This window comes from Zafaria sp. Z1313, from assembly GCF_050563205.1.
GTDB lineage: Bacteria > Actinomycetota > Actinomycetes > Actinomycetales > Micrococcaceae > JAZDCJ01.
On the sequence record NZ_JBNWUK010000001.1, the window covers coordinates 479153 to 498923 of the forward strand.

The following is a 19771-nucleotide window of genomic DNA, read 5'->3' on the forward strand; positions in this document are numbered from 1 at the left end:
ACCCGGGCCGGCCCGGGCCCGGCCCCACCGCCGGGTGGCTGCTAGAGTCCAGCCATGGGGACCCCATTGGACGACTTCCTGCGCCACTTCGCCGAGCTGTCCGACGCCGCCCACGCGGCCCGTCAGGCGGAGCACACCGGCCCGCAGCTGGGCGACGCCCTCGACAAGCACCTCGGCGCAGACGCCTCCGCCCTGCCGGTGGTCACCGAGGAGCATCCCGCGCACCGCCTCGCCGACGTGGCCCGCGCCCTGGGCGTCCTCTGCGGCGGTGGAGCCCGGCTGATCGGCGTCGGCGGTCCGGAGCGGCACCACCTGGCCCTGCAGGACATGCTCGTGCAACGCCGTGGGTTCCAGCTGCCCCTGGCGGAGCCCGAGTACCGTTCGGTCGCCATCGGGCCCGACGAGCAGGAGCGCGTGGTCTCCTTCGGCGTGCACTTGTTCCACCGCGGCGCCGTTCCCCTGGCCGTCCTGCTCCGGGCGGCCAATCCGCAGTTCGGGCGCGGCGCGACGTCCCTCGAGGTCATCGGCCCCGACGCGGGGGCCGTCGACGGCTTCATCGGGGAGGTCCGCGGCCACTTGCGCCGCCACAGCATCTACCAGGGCCACGTCGTCTCCTTCACGGCGAACGAGTTCGAGGCGACGACGGGCGGCGTGACCTTCCACCGCCGGCCGGAGCTGGAGGCGTCCGACGTCGTCCTGCCCGCGGGCGTGCTGGAGAGGATCGAACGCCACGTCGTCGACCTCGGAGCGCACCGTGGGGCCCTGCTCGCGGCCGGGCAGCACCTCAAGCGCGGGGTCCTGCTCTACGGGCCGCCGGGAACCGGCAAGACGCACACCGTCCGCTACCTCCTGGGGCGGGCCCGGGGGACGACGGCGGTGCTGCTCTCGGGCGGTTCACTCGCCCTCGTCTCGGAGGCGGCCCGGCTCGCCCGTGCGCTGCAGCCCGCCGTCGTCGTGCTGGAGGACTGCGACCTCGTCGCAGGGGACCGCGGACACCTTCCCGGTGCGCAGCCGCTGCTCTTCGAGGTCCTCGAGGCCATGGACGGGCTCGATCCGGACGCGGACGTCGCATTCGTGCTGACCACGAACCGGGTCGACCTGCTGGAGCGGGCGCTCGCGCAGCGACCTGGCCGGGTCGACCTGGCCGTGGAGATCCCGCGGCCGGAGAGGGAGCAGCGCCGTGCCCTGCTGGCGCTCTACGCCGACGGCCTGGACCTCGACGACGCGGTCCTCGACGCGGCGGCCGGGCGGACGGAGGGCACCACGGCGTCGTTCGCCAAGGAGCTCGTGCGGCGGGCGGTGCTCGCCGCGGCGCTCGCCGGGACGCAGGTCGAGGGCCGGCACCTGGCCGGGGCGGTCGAGGAGCTCATGGCCGACGGCGCCGCGCTGACCCGCAGCCTGCTCGGCGGCGACGGATCGGGCGTCCCGCCCGGGACGGCGCCGGACGCCGGTCCGGGAGGCGACGAGGGCGTGGACTTCGGCTTCGTCGCAGGACCCGCGCAGGGATCGTTCGGATGGTTCGCCCAGGCGCCCGGCACCGGGCAGGTGTTCGGCCCCGGCGCCCACGCCTCGTCGCTCGACGTCGGCTGGGACGAACCGGACGCACGGGATGCGGCCGCCGGCCCCGTCGACGGGGACTGAGCCGCGCTAGTCGAGCCGCCCGACGCCGACCACGGTGACGACCGCCGCTCCGGCCTCGTCCGAGGCGGCGAGGTCGACCACCGCGTCGATGCCCCAGTCGAGGTGGCCCGCCGGATCCTTGAAGATCTGGCGGACCTTCCACCGCGTGGGCTCCGGCGTGATGACGAGCAGCTGCGGCCCCCGGGCGGCGGGACCGTCGTCGATGTCCTCGTGCTCGTCGAAGTAGGCGTCCATCGCGTCGGCCCACGCGTCGGCGTCGAAGCCGTGCTGGCCGTCGAGCTCGCCGAGGGCGCGGTCCTGCTCGTCGGCGAAGAGCTGCACGCGGCGGAACATCTCGTTGCGCACCATGACGCGGAAGGCCCGCTCGTTCGAGGTGAGCCGTTCAGGGACCGGCGGAACGATCTCCTCGGAGGCGTCGCGGGGCCCTGCACCGGAGGCGAGCTCCTCCCATTCGTCGAGGAGGCTCGAGTCGGTCTGCCGCACGAGCTCGCCGAGCCACGCGACCAGGTCCTCGAGGTCCTCGCGCAGCGCGTCCTGCGGTACGGTCTGGCGCAGCGCCTTGTAGGCGTCGGTGAGGTAGCGCAGCAGGATGCCCTCCGACCGGGCGAGCGAGTAGAACTGGATGTACTCGCCGAACGACATCGCGCGTTCGTACATGTCCCGCACCACGGACTTCGGCGCGAGCTCGAAGTCCCCGAGCCACGGGGCGCCCTGGCGGTAGGTCTCGAACGCCGCCTCGAGCAGCTCTTCGAGGGGCTTGGCGTAGGAGACCTCGTCGAGGGCGGCCATGCGGGCCTCGTATTCCACGCCGTCGGCCTTCATCGCCGCGACGGCCTCGCCCCGGGCCTTCTTCTCCTGCGCGGCGAGGACCTGGCGCGGCTTTTCCAGGGTCGCCTCGATGACGGAGACGACGTCGAGGGCGTACGACGGCGAGTCCCGGTCCAGGAGCTCGAGGCTCGCCATCGCGAACGGGGAGAGCGGCTGGTTGAGGGCGAAGTTCTGCTGCAGGTGGACCGTGAGGCGCAGCCGGTTCCCGTGCTCGTCGGGTTCCCGGGTGCGCTCGACGACGCCGGTCGCGAGCAGCTCGCGCAGGATGCCCAGGGCGCGGCGCAGCAGGGCGCGCTGGCGTGCGGGTGGCTCGTGGTTCTCCGTCAGGAGCCGGCGTGCCGCCGCAAAGGAGTCGCCGGGCCGCTCGAGCAGGTTCAGCAGCATCGAATGCGTGACCTGGAAGCTCGACTGCAGGGGCTCCGGCGTGGAGGCGACCATCTTGTCGAAGGTCTTCTCGCTCCAGGAGACGAAGCCCTGCGGGGGCTTCTTCTTCACGACCTGGCGCAGCTTGCGCTGGTCGTCGCCGAATTTTGCGACGGCCTTGTCCATGGCCTTCTTGTTCTCGATCGCGAACTCGGGGGCCTGGACCACGACCGTTCCGGCCGTGTCGAACCCGGCGCGCCCGGCCCGTCCGGCGATCTGGTGGAACTCGCGGGCATTCAGGGGACGAGTACGGGTTCCGTCGTACTTGGACAGGGCCGTGAGCATCACCGTGCGGATCGGCACGTTGATGCCCACGCCGAGGGTATCCGTGCCGCAGATGACCTTGAGCAGGCCCGCCTGGGCCAGCTGCTCGACGAGGCGCCGGTACTTGGGCAGCATCCCGGCGTGGTGGACGCCGATGCCGTGCCGCACGAGCCGGTTGAGCGTCTTGCCGAACCCGGCGCTGAAGCGGAACCCGGCGATGAGCTCGGCGATCCGGTCCTTCTCCTCGCGGGTGCAGACGTTGATGCTCGTGAGGTTCTGCGCCCGCTCGATGGCCTCCAGCTGGCTGAAATGCACGACGTAGACGGGCGACTGCCGCGTGGAGAGCAGTTCCTGCAGGGACTCCTGGACGGGGTCCTCGGAGTAGTAGTAGTGCAGCGGGATCGGGCGTTCCGCGTGGGCCACCGTGACGGTGGGGCGTCCCGTGCGCAGGGTGAGCTCGTCCTCGAAGCGCGTGACGTCGCCCAGCGTCGCGGACATGAGCAGGAACTGGGCCTGCGGCAGCTCGAGGAGCGGCACCTGCCACGCCCAGCCGCGCTGGGGGTCGGAGTAGAAGTGGAACTCGTCCATGACGACCGTTCCGACGTCCGCGTCGGCGCCTTCCCGCAGCGCGATGTTCGCGAGGATCTCGGCCGTGCAGCAGATCACGGGGGCGTCGGCGTTGACCGAGGAGTCGCCCGTGACCATCCCGACGTTCTCCGGCCCGAAGATCTCGCAGAGGGCGAAGAACTTCTCCGAGACGAGGGCCTTGATGGGGGCCGTGTAGAAGCTGACCTCGCCGCGGGCGAGCGAGTGGAAGTGCGCGGCGACGGCCACGAGCGACTTACCCGAGCCCGTGGGCGTCGCGAGGACGACGTTGTGCCCCTGGACGAGCTCCATGACGGCCTCGTCCTGTGCCGGGTACAGGCCGATCCCGCGGTCGGAGACCCAGGAGGCAAAGGCGGCATAGGTGGAGTCGGGGGTCGTCCCGCGTGGGGGATCGGAGGGCAGCAGCGCGGTGAGAGTCATGGTCTCCCCAGCCTACTGCCGGGCGGAGCGGCCCCGCCTACGCTGGAGGCATGACCTGGGACCCAGCACAGTACGAGCGCTTCGCCGACCACCGCGACCGCCCCTTCCACGAGCTCACCGCACGCGTGCGGGCCGAGGCGCCGGCGCACGTCGTCGACCTCGGCTGCGGCCCCGGCCCGCTCACGGCCTCGCTCGCAGCCCGCTGGCCCGGCGCCCGCGTCGAGGGGCTGGACTCCTCGCCGGAGATGATCCGCGAGGCGCTGGCCCGGCACGCGTCCAGCCCCGACCTCGCCTCGGGCCGGCTGGGCTTCGCGCTCGCCGATGCCGCCTCGTGGATTCCGGACGAGGACGTCGACGTCCTCGTCAGCAACGCCATGCTGCAGTGGATCCCGGACCACGCCCGGCTCGTTGAACGGTGGCTCGACGCCCTCCGCCCGGGCGCCTGGTTCGCCGCCCAGGTCCCCGGAAACTTCGGGGCGCCGTCCCACGCGCTGATGCGCCGCCTCGCGTCGAGCCCGCGCTGGGATCCCGTGCTCGGCTCCGTCCTGCGCGCCGACCCGGTGGGGGAACCGGCCGACTACGTACGGCTCCTCGTCGACGCGGGCTTCGAGGCGGACGTGTGGGAGACGGGCTACCAGCAGCTGCTGCCCGGGGCCGATCCCGTCCTGGAATGGGTGCGCGGGACGGGCCTGCGCCCGGTCCTCGCCCGGCTGGACGCAAGGCAGACCGAGGAGTTCGAGGCCGAGTACGCGGCCCTGCTGCGCGACGCCTACCCGCCCCGCACGGCGCCCGACGGGACGACGTACACCGTCTTCCCGTTCCGGCGGATCTTCTTCACGGGGCGCAAGCGCTAGGAGGCGTCACCAGCCGCGGGCCGCCCATTCCGGCACGTGCGGACGCTCCGCCCCCAGCGTCGTGCCGCGGCCGTGCCCCGGATGGACGAGGGAGTCGTCGGGATAGGCGCCGAAGAGACGTTCCGAGACATCGGCCAGGAGGGACGCGAAGCGCTCGGGGTCCTGCTGGGTGTTACCGACGCCTCCGGGGAACAGCGAATCGCCCGTGAAGAGGTGCGCCGGCCCGGCGGGATCCTCGTAGACGAGGGCGACGGAGCCGGGAGTGTGCCCCCGCAGGTGGACGGCCGTGAGCTCGAAGCCGTCGAAGCGGCCCACGTCTCCGTGGTCCAGCCGGACGTCGATCCGCACGCCGGTGGCCATCTCGATCGCCTCGGCGTCCCCGCTCCCCGCGGCAAGCCGGGCCCCCGTGGCCTCCGCGAGCGCGGCCAGCGCCCCGATGTGGTCGGCGTGCCGGTGGGTCGTCACGATGAGTGCCAGGCCCGCGTCCCCCTCGGCATCCGCGGCACCCTCGCGGAGCAGGCCGAGCAGCGCCGGCGCGTCGGCGGCGGCGTCGACCAGGACCTGGGCGCCGGTGCGGCGATGCGTCAGGAGATAGCAGTTGTTGTCCATCGCGCCGACCGCCAAGCGGCGGACGACGACGTCGCGCAGGGAATGCAGCAGGGTCGGGGAACCGGTGTTCTCGCTCATGGCCCCAGCGTAGCGGCGCCGCCGCCCCGCGCGGCTACGCTGGATGCGGGCCCGGCCGCCGCGGGCCCCCGACGAAGGGACACGACATGGACGACGTCCTCGACGACGTGGTCGACCTCCAGCCCGGGGGAGCGCACCCGTACGAGCAGATCCGTCAGCAGGTCATCGCCGCCGTCCGGGACGGCCGCCTCGTCGCCGGAACCCGGCTTCCCTCGGTCCGCGCGCTCGCCGGACGGCTGGGCGTCGCAGTGAACACGGTCGCGCGCTCCTACCGCGAGCTCGAGGCCCTGGGCGTCGTGAGGACCCGGGGGCGCAACGGCACCCTCGTCCAGGCCGGGGACGACGACGGGGCGGGGCCCCTGGCCGACGCGGCCGCGGAGTTCGCCGCCCTCGCCCGCCAGTGGGGCGTCGATCCGGAGCGGGCGCTCGCGTACGTGCGGGCGGCCTTCGAGGCGCGCTAGGTTCGAACGAGCTTTCGAAGACACTTTCGACTACCATGTGAACGTGGCTATTCCTTCCCAGACCGAACTCCAGGACCCCACCCTCGACGGCGAGCTGCTTCCGGCGCGCCCCGACCAGTCGCGGCTGATCGTCAAGGGCGCGCGCGAGCACAACCTGCGCAACGTCGACCTGGACCTGCCGCGCGACTCGATGATCGTGTTCACCGGACTGTCCGGTTCCGGGAAGTCCTCCCTCGCCTTCGACACGATCTTCGCCGAGGGACAGCGGCGCTACGTCGAGTCGCTCTCCGCCTACGCCCGCCAGTTCCTCGGCCAGGTGGACAAGCCCGACGTCGACTTCATCGAGGGGCTCTCGCCCGCCGTCTCCATCGACCAGAAGTCGACGAGCAAGAACCCCCGCTCCACCGTGGGCACCATCACCGAGATCTACGACTACATGCGCCTGCTCTGGGCGCGCGTCGGGCGTCCCCACTGCCCGGTCTGCGGCGAGGTCGTCGCCCGGCAGACGCCGCAGCAGATCGTCGACCAGCTCCTCGAGCTCGAGGACGGGACGCGCTTCCAGGTCCTGGCCCCCGTCGTCCGCGGCCGCAAGGGCGAGTTCGTCGACCTGTTCAAGGAGCTCGCGGCAAAGGGCTACTCGAGGGCCCGCGTCGACGGGGAGACCGTCCAGCTCAGCGACCCGCCGAAGCTCGGCAAGCAGTTCAAGCACACCATCGAGGTCGTGGTGGACCGCCTCGTGATCAAGGAGGGCATCCGGCAGCGCCTCACCGACTCGGTGGAGACCGCGCTGGGCCTGGCCGAGGGCCGCGTCCTGGCCGACTTCGTGGACCTCGACGCCCAGGACGACGCCCGTGTCCGGGCGTTCTCCGAGCACCTCGCGTGCCCCAACGAGCACCCGCTCGCGATCGACGAGATCGAGCCGCGCTCCTTCTCCTTCAACAACCCCTTCGGCGCGTGCCCCGCCTGCACCGGCATCGGCACGCGGCTCGAGGTCGATGAGGAGCTCGTCGTCCCCGATCCCTCGACGTCGCTGCGTGACGGGGCGATCGCCCCCTGGTCGCTCGGGACCGCGACCACCGAATACTGGAACCGCCTCCTCGAGGGCCTCGCCCACGAGCTCGGCTTCTCGATGGACACGGCGTGGGGCAGGCTTCCGGCCTCGGTGCGGACGGCCGTGCTGCACGGCAAGGACCACAAGGTCGTGGTGCAGTACCGCAACCGCTTCGGCCGCGAGCGCAAGTACAGTACGGGCTTCGAGGGCGTCGTCCAGTACATCCACCGCAAGCACCAGGAAACCGAGTCGGAGAACGCGCGCGACCGCTACGAGGAGTACATGCGGCAGATCCCGTGCCCCGAGTGCAACGGCGCCCGCCTGAATCCCGCCTCGCTGTCCGTGCTCATCAACGGGCGCTCCATCGCCGAGGTGGCCGCGATGCCGCTGCGCGACTGCGCGGACTTCCTGCACGGGCTCGAGCTGACGGGCCGGGAGCGGCAGATCGCGCAACAGGTCCTCAAGGAGATCCAGGCGCGCCTGTCCTTCCTGCTCGACGTGGGCCTCGAGTACCTCAACCTCGAGCGAGCCGCGGGCACGCTCTCCGGCGGCGAGGCCCAGCGCATCCGCCTCGCTACGCAGATCGGCTCCGGCCTCGTCGGCGTCCTCTACGTCCTGGACGAGCCGTCCATCGGCCTGCACCAGCGGGACAACCGCCGCCTCATCGAGACGCTCAGCCGGCTGCGCGACCTCGGGAACACGCTCATCGTCGTCGAACACGACGAGGACACCATCCACGAGGCGGACTGGATCGTCGACATCGGACCCGGCGCCGGCGAACACGGCGGACACGTCGTGCATTCCGGGCCGCTCGCGGGACTTCTGGAGAACGGCGAGTCGCTCACGGGTGCCTACCTCTCCGGCCGCAAGTCCATCGAGCTGCCAGCGGCCCGCCGCCCGGTGGACCGCAAGCGCCAGATCACCGTCGTCGGGGCGCGCGAGAACAACCTGCGGGACGTCAAGGTGAACTTCCCGCTCGGCGTCCTCACGGCCGTCACCGGCGTGAGCGGCTCGGGGAAGTCCACGCTCGTCAACGACATCCTCTACAAGGTCATGGCCAACAAGCTCAACGGCGCCAAGCAGGTCGCGGGGCGGCACACGCGCGTCGAGGGCCTGGAGCACCTGGACAAGGTGATCCACGTGGACCAGAGCCCCATCGGACGCACGCCGCGCTCGAACCCCGCGACCTACACGGGCGTGTTCGACCACGTGCGCAAGCTCTTCGCGGAGACCAACGAGGCCAAGGTGCGCGGCTACCAGCCGGGACGCTTCTCGTTCAACGTCAAGGGCGGCCGCTGCGAGGCCTGCACGGGTGACGGCACGCTGAAGATCGAGATGAACTTCCTGCCCGACGTCTACGTCCCGTGCGAGGTCTGCCACGGCGCCCGCTACAACCGCGAGACGCTCGAGGTCCACTACAAGGGCAAGACCATCGCCGACGTCCTCGACATGCCCATTGAAGAGGCCGCGGAGTTCTTCGCCGCCTTCACTCCGATCGCCCGGCACCTGAACACGCTCGTCGACGTCGGCCTGGGCTACGTCCGGCTCGGCCAGCCGGCGACGACCCTTTCCGGCGGCGAGGCGCAGCGCGTCAAGCTCGCCGCCGAGCTGCAGAAGCGCTCCAATGGAAGGAGCATCTACGTCCTGGACGAGCCGACCACGGGATTGCACTTCGAGGACATCCGCAAGCTCCTGCTCGTGCTGCAGAGCCTCGTGGAGAAGGGGAACACGGTCATCACGATCGAGCACAACCTCGACGTGATCAAAAGCGCGGACTGGGTCATCGACCTCGGGCCGGAGGGGGGCTCCGGCGGCGGCATGGTCATCGCGGAGGGGACGCCGGAAAAGGTCGCCCGGTCCACGGACAGCCACACGGGGCGCTTCCTGGCCGAGCTCCTGGCCCCCGCCGGACGCTAGCCGGGACCGGCGTCGTATGCCGTGTCCGGCATGGACCACCGGACCGCGGGCCCATCCATGGCAGAATGACCCGGTGATGATTCCCGCCCGCGCCGTGCTCTTCGACCTCGACGGCACGCTCGTCGACCCGGCCGGTGCCATCACCGGCGGCATCCTCCACGCCCTGAGGCGCAACGGGATCGCCGACCCGGGGCGCGAGCGACTCGACGCGATGGTCGGCCCGCCGCTGGCCGAGAGCCTGCTGGCCCTGCCCGGCATGACTGACGCCCTGCTCCCCGAGGTCATCGCGGACTACCGCGCCGAGTACGCCGCCCGGGGCATGGCGGCGAGCCGCGTCTACCCGGGACTGCGCGGACTCCTGTCCCGTCTCCGCGCCGAGGGGACGGCGCTGGCCGTGGCCACGTCCAAGCCCGAGCCGATCGCCCTGCGCCTGCTCGAGGTCCAGGGCCTGCTCGACGCCGTCGACTCCGTCCACGGGACGGACCTCGAGGAGACATCCCACGCCGGGCACGGCAAGGCGCCCCTCGTGGCCGCGGCCCTGCAGACGCTCGGGGCCGATCCCGCGCACGCCGTCATGGTGGGGGACCGGAGCTTCGACGTCGAGGGCGCCCATGCCAACGGCATCCCCTGCATCGGCGTCTCGTGGGGCTTCGCCCTGGACGGCGAGCTCGCGGAGGCCGGAGCCGACGCCGTCGCCGACGACACCGACGGGCTCGCCGGGCTCCTCGCGGACCTGGGGCCGTGGGCCGGGGCGGGCAGCGCGCCCGGGAGCGCCACCGGCACGGACGGCGGTGCCTCCTAGATGGCCGTGTACGACGGCGTCCGCGCGGGCTTCCGCGGGGTCATCAACGCCACCTGCCGCCCGACCGTGACGGGACTCGAGCACATCCCCGCCGAGGGGCCGTTCATCGTGGCGGCCAACCACTTGTCCTTCCTCGACAGCATCATCATCCAGGCGCTCATGCCCCGGCCGGTCGCGTTCTTCGCCAAGGCCGAGTACTTCACGACCCCGGGGCTCAAGGGCCGGGCCATGAAGGCGTTCTTCGAGTCCGTCGGGTCCATCCCTGTCCAGCGCGGCGAACAGGCGGCGTCCGTCGCCGCACTGGACTCGCTCGTGGAGATCCTCTCCGCCGACGGCGGGGTCGGCATCTACCCCGAGGGCACGCGCTCGCGCGACGGGCGGCTCTACCGCGGGCGGACCGGCGTCGGCTGGCTGGCCCTGTCGACGGGGGCCCCCGTCGTCCCCGTGGGCCTGATCGGCACCGAGCGGCTACAGCCGCCGGACAAGAACCGGATCGTCCCGCGCCACTTCACCCTGAGCGTCGGCGAGCCGCTGCGCTTCGAACACACCGGGCCCAAGCACCCCCTGCCCGCGCGCCGCCAGGCCACGGACCGGATCGTGGACGCCATCGCCGCGCTGACCGGCCAGGAGCGCTGCGACGGCTACAACCAGGCTCCCGCGGCGGAGTAGCGTAGGGGCATGGCCGATCCCAGCAGCTACCGGCCGCGCACGGGGGACATCCCCACGGCGCCGGGCGTGTACCGCTTCCGCGACCCCCGCGGCCGCGTGGTCTACGTCGGCAAGGCCAAGAGCCTGCGCCAGCGGCTCGTCTCCTACTTCGCCCATCCCGCGGGACTCACTCCGAAGACCCACGCCATGGTGCACACCGCCTCAAGCGTGGAGTGGACCGTGGTCGGCAGCGAGCTCGAGGCGCTGCAGCTCGAGTACACCTGGATCAAGGAGTTCTCGCCCCGGTTCAACATCATGTTCCGGGACGACAAGTCCTACCCGTACCTCGCGGTGACGCTGGGGGAGAAGTTCCCCCGGGCGCAGGTCATGCGCGGAGACCGCCGCAAGGACGTCAAGTACTTCGGGCCCTTCTATCCCGCCAAGGCGATCCGCGAGACGCTCGATACGCTGCTGCGGGTCTTCCCCGTCCGGACGTGCAGCCCCGGGGTCCTCAAGCGGGCCCAGCAGTCGGGCCGGCCGTGCCTGCTCGGCTACATCGACAAGTGCGCCGCACCGTGCGTGGGCCGCATCAGCCCCGAGGACCACCGGGCCCTGGCGGAGGACCTGTGCCGGTTCATGGGCGGCGAGGGCACGCGTTTCATCCGCGACCTGGAGCGGGACATGGCCGCGGCGGTCGGGGCCCTCGAGTACGAGCGCGCCGCGATGCTGCGGGACGACATCGCCGCGCTCAAGCGCGTCTTCGAGCGCAACGCCGTCGTCTTGTCCGAGGACACCGACGCCGACGTCTTCGCCGTCGCCGAGGACGAGCTCGAGGCGGCGGTCCAGGTCTTCCACGTCCGGAACGGGCGCATCCGGGGCCAGCGCGGCTGGGTCGTGGAGAAGGTGGAGGACACGACGCCGGAGGACTTCGTCGAGCACCTGCTGCAGCAGGTCTACGGAGAGGACCGGGGCGGCGACCGGCTGCCGCGGGAGGTCCTCGTCCCCGTCCTGCCCGAGGACCCGGAGCGGGTCGCGGCCTGGCTGCGCGGCCTGCGCGGCGCGGTCGTCGGCCTGCGGGTGCCGCGCCGCGGCGAGAAGGCCGCGCTCCTGGACACGGTCCGGGAGAACGCCGAGCAGGCGCTGCGCCTGCACAAGTCACGGCGGGCCGGTGACATCAGCACCCGCAGCGCCGCCCTCCAGGAGCTGCAGGAGGCCCTGGGCCTGGCGGTCCCGCTCCTGCGGATCGAGTGCTACGACATCTCGCACGTCCAGGGAACCAACGTCGTGGCCTCGATGGTCGTCGTGGAGGACGGGCTGCCGAAGAAGTCGGACTACCGCAAGTTCGCCATCACGGGCGACGCGGCCCGGGACGACACCGCATCGATGTTCGACGTCATCACCCGCCGCTTCCGCCACTACCTCGAGGACCAGCAGTCGCTCGTCCCGGCCGTCAGCGGGGAGATCGACGCCGCCGCGGAGGGCCGGCGGACGCCGCGCCGCTTCGCGTACCCGCCCTCGCTCGTGGTGGTCGACGGCGGACCGCCCCAGGTCGACGCGGCCGTGCGGGCGCTCGAAGCCCTGGGAATCGACGACATCCCCGTCGTCGGGCTCGCCAAGCGCCTGGAGGAGCTGTGGCTCCCCGACGACGAGTTCCCCGTCGTGCTGCCGCGCGCCTCGGACGGGCTGTACCTGCTCCAGCGGATCCGCGACGAGGCCCACCGCTTCGCGATCACCTTCCACCGCCAGAAGCGCTCCGCCTCGATGACGGCCTCGCTCCTGGACCAGGTCCCCGGCCTCGGACCGGCGAAGCGTCAGGCCCTCCTGAAGCACTTCGGCTCGCTCAAGAAGATGCGCGCCGCGGCGGAGGAGGACTTCCTCGCGGTGCCCGGGATCGGGCCCGCACTCGCCCGGAACCTTGCCACCGCCCTCGCCGTTCCGTCCCAGGACTCCGGTCCGGAGGAGACGGACGCGGGGGACGGCGCGCAGCGGGTCAACACGGCCACGGGGGAGCTGCTCGACTGAACCGCCCACGGCGGGCGGCGCGGCCCCGGGCGTGACAGACTAGGACGCATGAGCAGCGAGTTGGCACCAGTGAAGCCCGCGGAATCGGAACTCCTCATCGTCACCGGCATGTCGGGGGCGGGGCGGACCACGGCGGCGCACGCGCTCGAGGACCACGGGTGGTACGTCGTCGAGAACCTGCCGCCGCAGCTGCTCGGCACCCTGACCGAGCTCGTGGCGCGGATGCCCGGTTCGATCCCGAAGCTCGCCGTCGTCATGGACGTGCGCAGCAAGTCCCTCTTCCCGGAGCTCCGGGACAACCTGGCGCAGTTGCGCGCTGCCGGGATCCAGTACCGCGTGCTCTTCCTCGACGCGAGCGACGACCTCCTCGTCCGCCGCTTCGAGCAGGGCCGCCGTCCCCACCCCCTCCAGGGCGACGGCCGGATCCTCGACGGCATCGCCGCGGAGCGCGAGGTCCTCCGCGAGCTCAAGGACCGCGCCGAGCTCGTCGTCGACACGACGCCGATGAACGTCCACGCCCTCGCGACCGCGATCACCGAGCTGTTCTCGGAGTCCGGACCCGTGGTGCTGCGGCTCAACGTCATGAGCTTCGGCTTCAAGTACGGGCTGCCCTCCGACGCCAACTACGTCGCCGACGTGCGCTTCATCCCCAACCCGCATTGGGTCCCGGAACTGCGGCCCCACACGGGCCAGGAAGCCGTGGTCCGCGACTACGTGCTCGCGGCCCAGGGCGCCTCGGAGTTCATCGAGCGCTACCTCTCCGCGCTCGAGCCGGTGCTCGAGGGGTACCGCCGCGAGAACAAGCACTATGGCACCATCGCGATCGGATGCACGGGGGGCAAGCACCGCTCCGTCGCCGTCAGCGAGGAGATCGCCCGGCGCCTGGGACAGCTGCCCGGCATCACCGTGACCGTCAACCACCGCGACCTGGGCCGGGAGTAGCGATGACGTTCCTCACGGGGCAGCTGCCCCTCGTCCCGCCCCGCAACCAGCAGGGGGCGGAGGCCGCCGTGCGCGTCGCGGCGCTCGGCGGCGGCCACGGCCTCTCGGCCTCCCTCGCCGCGCTGCGCCGCCTCGCGACCGAGCTGACCGCGATCGTCACGGTCGCGGACGACGGCGGATCCTCCGGCCGCCTGCGCGGCGAGTTGGACGTGCTGCCGCCGGGGGACCTGCGGATGGCCCTCGCCGCGCTGTGCGACGACACCGACTGGGGCAGGACCTGGCGCGACGTCATGCAGCACCGCTTCACGTCCCGGGAGGGCTCGGCCGCGTCCCTCGACGGGCACGCGCTCGGCAACCTCCTGATCGTCACGCTGTGGGAACTGCTCGGGGACACGGTGGCCGGCCTGCGCTGGGCCGGCGCCCTGCTGGGGGCCCGCGGACAGGTGCTTCCCATGAGCACCGTGCCGTTGACCATCTCGGGCGAGGTCCTCTCGACGGGCGACGGGGACTCGCTCGTCCGCCGGCGGATCGTCGGCCAGGCCAAGCTGGCCGCCGCCGGGCACTCGAGCATGGTCTCCAACGTCGAGCTCGCCCCCGAGGACGCCCCCGCCTGCCCCGAGGCCCTCGAGGCCATCGAGCTGGCGGACTGGGTCGTGCTCGGGCCGGGATCCTGGTACACCTCGGTCCTGCCGCACCTCCTCCTGCCCCAGATGCGCCAGGCCCTCGAATCGACTCCGGCACGGCGCCTGCTGACCATGAACCTCGCCACACGCACGCAGGAGACCGCGGGCATGTCGGCGGCCGACCACTTGCGGGTCGTCTCCCGCTACGCCCCGGAGCTGCGCATCGACGCAGTGGTCGCCGACCCGTCGTCGATCGAGGACGTCGGGGCCTTCGAGGAGGCGGCCCGGCGGCTCGGGGCGCGGTGCTTCTTCGGTAGAGTGGCCCAGGGGCCGGGCAGCTCCGTCCACGAGCCTCTGCGGCTCGCGACCGCCTACCAGGACGTCTTCACGTCCTTCGGGCCCCACCACAACGGCAGTGAGGAAAACGAGAGATGGCACTGACAGCCTCGGTCAAGGAGGAGCTGTCCCGTCTGGAGGTCAAGAAGTCCTCGGAGCGGAAGGCGGAGGTCTCCGCGACCTTGCGCTTCGCGGGCGGGCTCCACATCATTTCCGGCCGGATCGTGATCGAGGCCGAGGTCGACCTCGCCGCGACAGCGCGGCGGCTGCGGCAGGCGATCGCCGAGGTCTACGGCCATTCCTCGGAGATCATCGTCGTCTCCGGGGGCGCCCTCCGGCGCGGCAACCGCTACGTCGTCCGCGTGGTCCGCGAGGGCGAGTCCCTCGCCCGGCAGACCGGCCTGCTCGACGGCCGCGGCCGCCCGGTCCGCGGGCTGCCCTCGGTCATCGTCAACGGTTCGACGGCGGACGCCGAGGCCGTCTGGCGCGGCGCCTTCCTCGCGCACGGCTCGCTCACCGAGCCGGGCCGCTCCTCCGCCCTCGAGGTCACGTGTCCGGGGCCGGAGGCAGCGCTCGCGCTCGTCGGCGCGGCCCGCCGTCTCGGCATCACGGCCAAGGCGCGCGAGGTGCGCGGCGTCGACCGCGTCGTGATCCGCGATGGCGACAGCATCGCCGTCCTCCTGACCCGCATGGGGGCGCACGACGCCCTCATGGTGTGGGAGGAGCGCAGGATGCGCAAGGAGGTCCGCGCGACCGCCAACCGATTGGCGAACTTCGACGACGCCAACCTCCGCCGCTCCGCGCAGGCCGCCGTCGCCGCCGGCGCCCGGGTCGAGCGCGCCCTGGAGATCCTGGGCGACGACGTCCCCGACCACCTCCAGTACGCCGGAGCGCTCCGCGTGGCGCACAAGCAGGCGAGCCTCGACGAGCTCGGCCGGCTCGCCGATCCGCCGATGACCAAGGACGCGATCGCCGGCCGGATCCGCCGGCTCCTGGCCATGGCGGACAAGCGGGCCGCCGAGCTGGGAATACCCGGCACCGAGGACAGCGTTACGGCTGACATGCTGGACAACTAGGCGCGCGGCGCTGGATGACGGGCGCCCGGGCACGGAAACCGGCAAAGCACTAGTGTTGACCCTGGACCGCCCGGCGCCCCGCGCCGCCGCGTCCAGGAAGAGTTTCCGCCGCCGAGAGGCGCGGGAAGCACGACCAGGAAGGCACTCCGAGCGGAGTGCACGACGAATGGAGGAACACATGTCCAAGTACACCCTCCCGGAGCTGTCGTACGACTACGCAGCGCTGGAGCCGCACATTTCCGCACGGATCATGGAGCTGCACCACAGCAAGCACCACGCCACCTACGTCGCCGGCGCCAACACCGCCCTCGAGCAGCTGGCCGAGGCCCGCGAGAAGGGCGAGTTCGGCAACATCCCGAAGCTGTCCAAGGACCTGGCCTTCCACCTCGGTGGCCACACCAACCACTCGATCTTCTGGGAGAACCTCTCTCCCGAGGGCGGCGACAAGCCGGAAGGCGAGCTGGCCGCGGCGATCGACGACGCGTTCGGCTCCTTCGACGCCTTCCGTGCGCACTTCACCAACGCGGCGCTGAGCCTGCAGGGCTCGGGCTGGGCGCTCCTGTCCTTCGAGGGCCTCGGCGGCAACCTCGTCATCGAGCAGCTCTACGACCAGCAGGGCAACGTCCCGGTCGGCACGACCCCGCTGCTCATGCTCGACATGTGGGAGCACGCCTTCTACCTCGACTACGTCAACGTCAAGGCCGACTACGTCAAGGCGTTCTGGAACATCGTGAACTGGGCGGATGTCGCCCGCCGCTTCGAGGCCGCCCGCGCCGGCGCCTCGGCCCTGATCGTTCCCGGCAAGTAGCCGTCGGCCGTCACAAGACGGCCATCAGGCAGTAACTCATGTCACATCAACGCGTCACATGACGTAGGATGTTGGCAACGGAATCCACGGGCCCCGCGCCCGGCCATCCCCGGACCGGGAGCCCGTGGATTCCGGCCAGCAGCACGCTGGCGGCACAACGGAGTGTCCTCTTTTTTGAACAGGCCACTCCGCGGTGCACCTCCCTTTCCGGGGTCCGCGGTGGGCACCATTCCGGCAAGGAGAATCATCAAGTGACTACCCGTGTAGGCATCAACGGCTTCGGACGTATCGGACGCAACTTCCTGCGGGCCGCCCTCGCCCAGGACACCACCCTGGAGATCGTCGCCGTCAACGACCTCGGCAAGATCAACGACCTCGCCAACCTGCTCAAGTTCGACTCCGTCCTGGGCCGCTTCCCCGAAGAGGTCTCCGTGGACGGCGCCTACCTCGTCGTCGGCGAACGCCGCATCAAGGTCCTGTCCCAGAAGGACCCGGCCAACCTCGGCTGGGGCGAGCTCGGCGTCGACGTCGTGATCGAGTCGACCGGCTTCTTCACGAAGGCCGAGGACGCCGAGAAGCACCTGCAGGCGGGTGCCAAGAAGGTCGTCATCTCCGCCCCGGCGAAGCACGAGGACATCACGATCGTCATGGGCGTGAACCACGAGAAGTACGATCCGGCGACGCACCACATCATCTCCAACGCCTCGTGCACCACCAATTGCCTCGGCCCCGTGGCGAAGGTCCTCAACGACCAGTTCGGGATCGTCGACGGCCTGATGACCACCATCCACGCCTACACGGCGGACCAGAACCTCCAGGACGCCCCGCACAGCGACCCGCGCCGTGCCCGCGCCGCGGCCCTGAACATGGTGCCGACCTCCACCGGCGCCGCCAAGGCGATCGGCCTCGTCCTGCCGGAGCTCAAGGGCAAGCTCGACGGCTACGCCATGCGCGTCCCGGTTCCCACCGGCTCCGCGACCGACCTGACGGTCACCCTGGCCCGCGAGGCCACGGTCGAGGAGATCAACGCCGCCTTCAAGAAGGCCTCCGAGGAGGGCCCGCTCAAGGGACTGCTGAAGTACTCGGAGGACCCGCTCGTCTCCACCGACATCACGACCGATCCGGCCTCGGCGATCTTCGATGCGCCGCTGACCAAGGTCATCGGCAGCACCGTCAAGGTCCTGGCCTGGTACGACAACGAGTGGGGCTACAGCTCCCGCCTCGTCGACCTGGCGCAGTATGTCGGCGGGAAGCTCGGCTAGCACCGGGGATTCGGTTAGCCTGAAGCCATGACTTCCCACACTCTCGACGAGCTCATCGCCGATGGTGTCCGCGGGCGGCACGTTCTGGTCCGGAGCGACCTGAACGTGCCGCTCGACGGTTCCACCGTCACCGACGACGGCCGCGTCCGCGCGTCGCTTCCCGTCCTGTCCACCCTCGTCGACGCGGGTGCCCGCGTCGTCGTCATGGCCCACCTCGGACGCCCGAAGGGCGCCCCGGATCCGGCCTACTCGATCGCACCGGCCGCGGACCGGCTCCGCGAGCTCGCGGACTTCCCGGTCCAGACGGCGGCCGACGTCGTCGGCGAGGACGCCCGTGCCCGTGCCGCCGCCCTGGAGGACGGCTCCGTCCTGGTCCTCGAGAACGTCCGCTTCGATCCCCGCGAGACGAGCAAGGACGACGCAGAGCGCGCCGCCTTCGCGGCCGAGCTCAAGTCGCTGACGGGCGAGGGCGGGGCGTACGTCGACGACGCGTTCGGCGCCGTGCACCGCAAGCACGCGTCCGTCTACGACATCGCCGCCGTGCTGCCCGCCTACCAGGGCGAGCTGGTCCGCACCGAGGTCGAGGTCCTGAAGACCCTCACCGAGGCGCCCAAGCGGCCCTACGTCGTCGTCCTCGGCGGATCCAAGGTCTCCGACAAGCTCGCGGTCATCGACAACCTCCTGGGCCGCGCCGACCACCTGCTCATCGGCGGGGGCATGGCCTTCACCTTCCTCAAGGCCCAGGGCCACGAGGTCGGCAAGAGCCTGCTCGAGGAGGACCAGCTCGACACCGTGCGCGGCTACCTCTCGCGAGCGCAGGAGCTCGGTTGCGACATCATCCTGCCCACCGACATCGTCGTGGCGGACAGGTTCGGCGCGGACGCCGAGCACGAGGTCCTTCCGGCCACCGCCCTCGAGTCCGGACGCTTCGGCGCCGGCGGGCTCGGCCTCGACATCGGGCCGGCCTCCGCCGAGCAGTTCGGCAGCTACATCCGCTCCGCCAACACGGTCTTCTGGAACGGCCCCATGGGCGTGTTCGAGATCGAGGCGTTCGCGGGAGGCACGCGGGGCGTCGCCCAGGCCCTCGCCGACTCCGAGGCGTTCAGCGTCGTTGGCGGCGGCGACTCCGCGGCCGCCGTGCGCACGCTGGGTTTCCACGAGGACGACTTCGGCCACATCTCCACGGGCGGCGGCGCGAGCCTCGAGTACCTCGAAGGCAAGGAACTGCCCGGACTGACCGCTTTGGAAGGCAAGTAGACATGACCTCGAGCACCAACGGCGCCTTCGACCGGCGCCCGCTGATCGCCGGCAACTGGAAGATGAACATGGACCACGTCCAGGGCATCACCCTCCTGCAGAAGCTGGCCTGGACGCTGGACGACGCCAAGCACGACTTCGACCGCGTCGAGGTCTCCGTCTTCCCGCCGTTCACCGACCTGCGCGGCGTACAGACCCTTGTCGCGGGCGACGACCTGCCGGTCGTCTACGGTGGCCAGGACCTCTCGCCGCACGACTCCGGCGCGTACACGGGCGACGTCTCCGGCCAGTTCCTGGCCAAGCTGGGCTGCCGGTACGTCCTCGTCGGCCACAGCGAGCGGCGCACGATCCACGGCGAGTCCGACGAGCTGCTGCGCAGCAAGGTCGGGGCCGCGCTGCGGCACGGCCTCGCGCCCGTGCTGTGCGTCGGCGAGGGCCTCGAGGTCCGCCGCGCCGGAACGCACGTCGAGCACACGCTCGCCCAGGTGCGCGCCGCGCTGGAGGGCTTCGACGCCGCCCAGCTCAAGGACCTCGTCATCGCCTACGAGCCCGTCTGGGCCATCGGCACGGGCGAGGTCGCGGGCCCGGAGGACGCCCAGGAGATGTGCGCCGCCCTGCGCGCGGAACTCGCCGGACTGTTCGGCGAGGAGACGGCCGGGGCCACGCGCCTGCTCTACGGGGGATCGGTCAAGGCCGCCAACGCCGCGGCCATCCTGCGTGGACGCGACGTCGACGGGCTGCTCGTCGGCGGTGCCAGCCTGGACCCGGCGGAATTTGCTAACATTGTCAGGTTCGAGCACCACCTGGTGACCGACTAGCCGGCGGTGCCGGACTTGACCGAAA

General features: G+C 71.5%; 16 protein-coding genes. 14 read left to right on the top strand and 2 right to left on the bottom strand.

Annotation, left to right across the window (positions count from 1 at the left end; translation table 11 throughout):
• Positions 1-54: 54 nt before the first annotated feature.
• On the top strand, positions 55-1641 hold the full coding sequence (locus tag ACQ3I4_RS02210) for an AAA family ATPase (protein ID WP_430632717.1): 1587 nt from the start codon (positions 55-57) through the stop codon (positions 1639-1641).
• 6 nt (positions 1642-1647) lie between these two features.
• On the opposite strand, the gene ACQ3I4_RS02215 is transcribed toward ACQ3I4_RS02210, so the two are convergent.
• Positions 1648-4182 (bottom strand): DEAD/DEAH box helicase, encoded by a 2535-nt coding sequence (locus ACQ3I4_RS02215; RefSeq protein WP_430632718.1) that lies wholly within the window; start codon positions 4180-4182, stop codon positions 1648-1650.
• A gap of 50 nt (positions 4183-4232) precedes the next feature.
• Between ACQ3I4_RS02215 and ACQ3I4_RS02220 the strand changes: the two genes are divergently transcribed.
• A complete protein-coding gene (locus ACQ3I4_RS02220; RefSeq protein WP_329860086.1) occupies positions 4233-5036 on the top strand; it encodes a trans-aconitate 2-methyltransferase in 804 nt (267 codons plus the stop codon).
• Between the two features lie 6 nt (positions 5037-5042).
• Here the strand turns inward: ACQ3I4_RS02220 and ACQ3I4_RS02225 are convergent, their stop codons facing one another.
• Positions 5043-5723, bottom strand: a complete 681-nt coding sequence (locus ACQ3I4_RS02225) for an MBL fold metallo-hydrolase (protein WP_329860087.1) — start codon at positions 5721-5723, stop codon at positions 5043-5045.
• An 86-nt stretch (positions 5724-5809) separates the two neighbouring features.
• On the opposite strand from ACQ3I4_RS02225, the gene ACQ3I4_RS02230 reads away from it, so the two are divergent.
• The 12 genes from ACQ3I4_RS02230 to tpiA all read left to right on the top strand — a co-directional run bounded on the left by ACQ3I4_RS02230 (position 5810) and on the right by tpiA (position 19746).
• A complete protein-coding gene (locus ACQ3I4_RS02230) occupies positions 5810-6184 on the top strand; it encodes a GntR family transcriptional regulator (RefSeq protein WP_329860089.1) in 375 nt (124 codons plus the stop codon).
• Positions 6185-6278: 94 nt separating this feature from the next.
• Positions 6279-9152 (top strand): excinuclease ABC subunit UvrA, encoded by a 2874-nt coding sequence (gene uvrA, locus ACQ3I4_RS02235; protein WP_329860114.1) that lies wholly within the window; start codon positions 6279-6281, stop codon positions 9150-9152.
• A gap of 76 nt (positions 9153-9228) precedes the next feature.
• On the top strand, positions 9229-9954 hold the full coding sequence (locus ACQ3I4_RS02240) for an HAD hydrolase-like protein (RefSeq protein WP_329860115.1): 726 nt from the start codon (positions 9229-9231) through the stop codon (positions 9952-9954).
• Positions 9955-10623, top strand: a complete 669-nt coding sequence (locus ACQ3I4_RS02245; RefSeq protein WP_329860090.1) for a lysophospholipid acyltransferase family protein — start codon at positions 9955-9957, stop codon at positions 10621-10623.
• 9 nt (positions 10624-10632) lie between these two features.
• On the top strand, positions 10633-12624 hold the full coding sequence (gene uvrC / locus ACQ3I4_RS02250; RefSeq protein ID WP_329860091.1) for an excinuclease ABC subunit UvrC: 1992 nt from the start codon (positions 10633-10635) through the stop codon (positions 12622-12624).
• Positions 12625-12672: 48 nt separating this feature from the next.
• Positions 12673-13566, top strand: a complete 894-nt coding sequence (gene rapZ, locus ACQ3I4_RS02255) for an RNase adapter RapZ (protein WP_329860093.1) — start codon at positions 12673-12675, stop codon at positions 13564-13566.
• Positions 13567-13568: 2 nt separating this feature from the next.
• Positions 13569-14630, top strand: coding sequence for a gluconeogenesis factor YvcK family protein (locus ACQ3I4_RS02260; RefSeq protein WP_329860094.1), 1062 nt, complete (start codon positions 13569-13571; stop codon positions 14628-14630).
• Entirely contained in the window at positions 14621-15601 is a 981-nt protein-coding gene (whiA, locus tag ACQ3I4_RS02265; RefSeq protein WP_329860095.1) for a DNA-binding protein WhiA, read from the top strand. The genes ACQ3I4_RS02260 and whiA overlap by 10 nt, the downstream gene beginning before the upstream one ends.
• Positions 15602-15779: 178 nt before the next feature.
• Complete coding sequence (locus tag ACQ3I4_RS02270) at positions 15780-16409, top strand: superoxide dismutase (protein WP_329860096.1); 630 nt, start codon at positions 15780-15782, stop codon at positions 16407-16409.
• A gap of 251 nt (positions 16410-16660) precedes the next feature.
• Positions 16661-17671 carry a type I glyceraldehyde-3-phosphate dehydrogenase gene (gene gap, locus ACQ3I4_RS02275; protein WP_329860097.1) on the top strand — a complete coding sequence of 337 codons (1011 nt, stop codon included), beginning with the start codon at positions 16661-16663 and terminating at the stop codon, positions 17669-17671.
• A 27-nt stretch (positions 17672-17698) separates the two neighbouring features.
• Entirely contained in the window at positions 17699-18928 is a 1230-nt protein-coding gene (locus ACQ3I4_RS02280) for a phosphoglycerate kinase (protein ID WP_329860099.1), read from the top strand.
• A gap of 2 nt (positions 18929-18930) precedes the next feature.
• Complete coding sequence (tpiA, locus tag ACQ3I4_RS02285; protein WP_329860101.1) at positions 18931-19746, top strand: triose-phosphate isomerase; 816 nt, start codon at positions 18931-18933, stop codon at positions 19744-19746.
• Positions 19747-19771 lie beyond the last annotated feature (25 nt).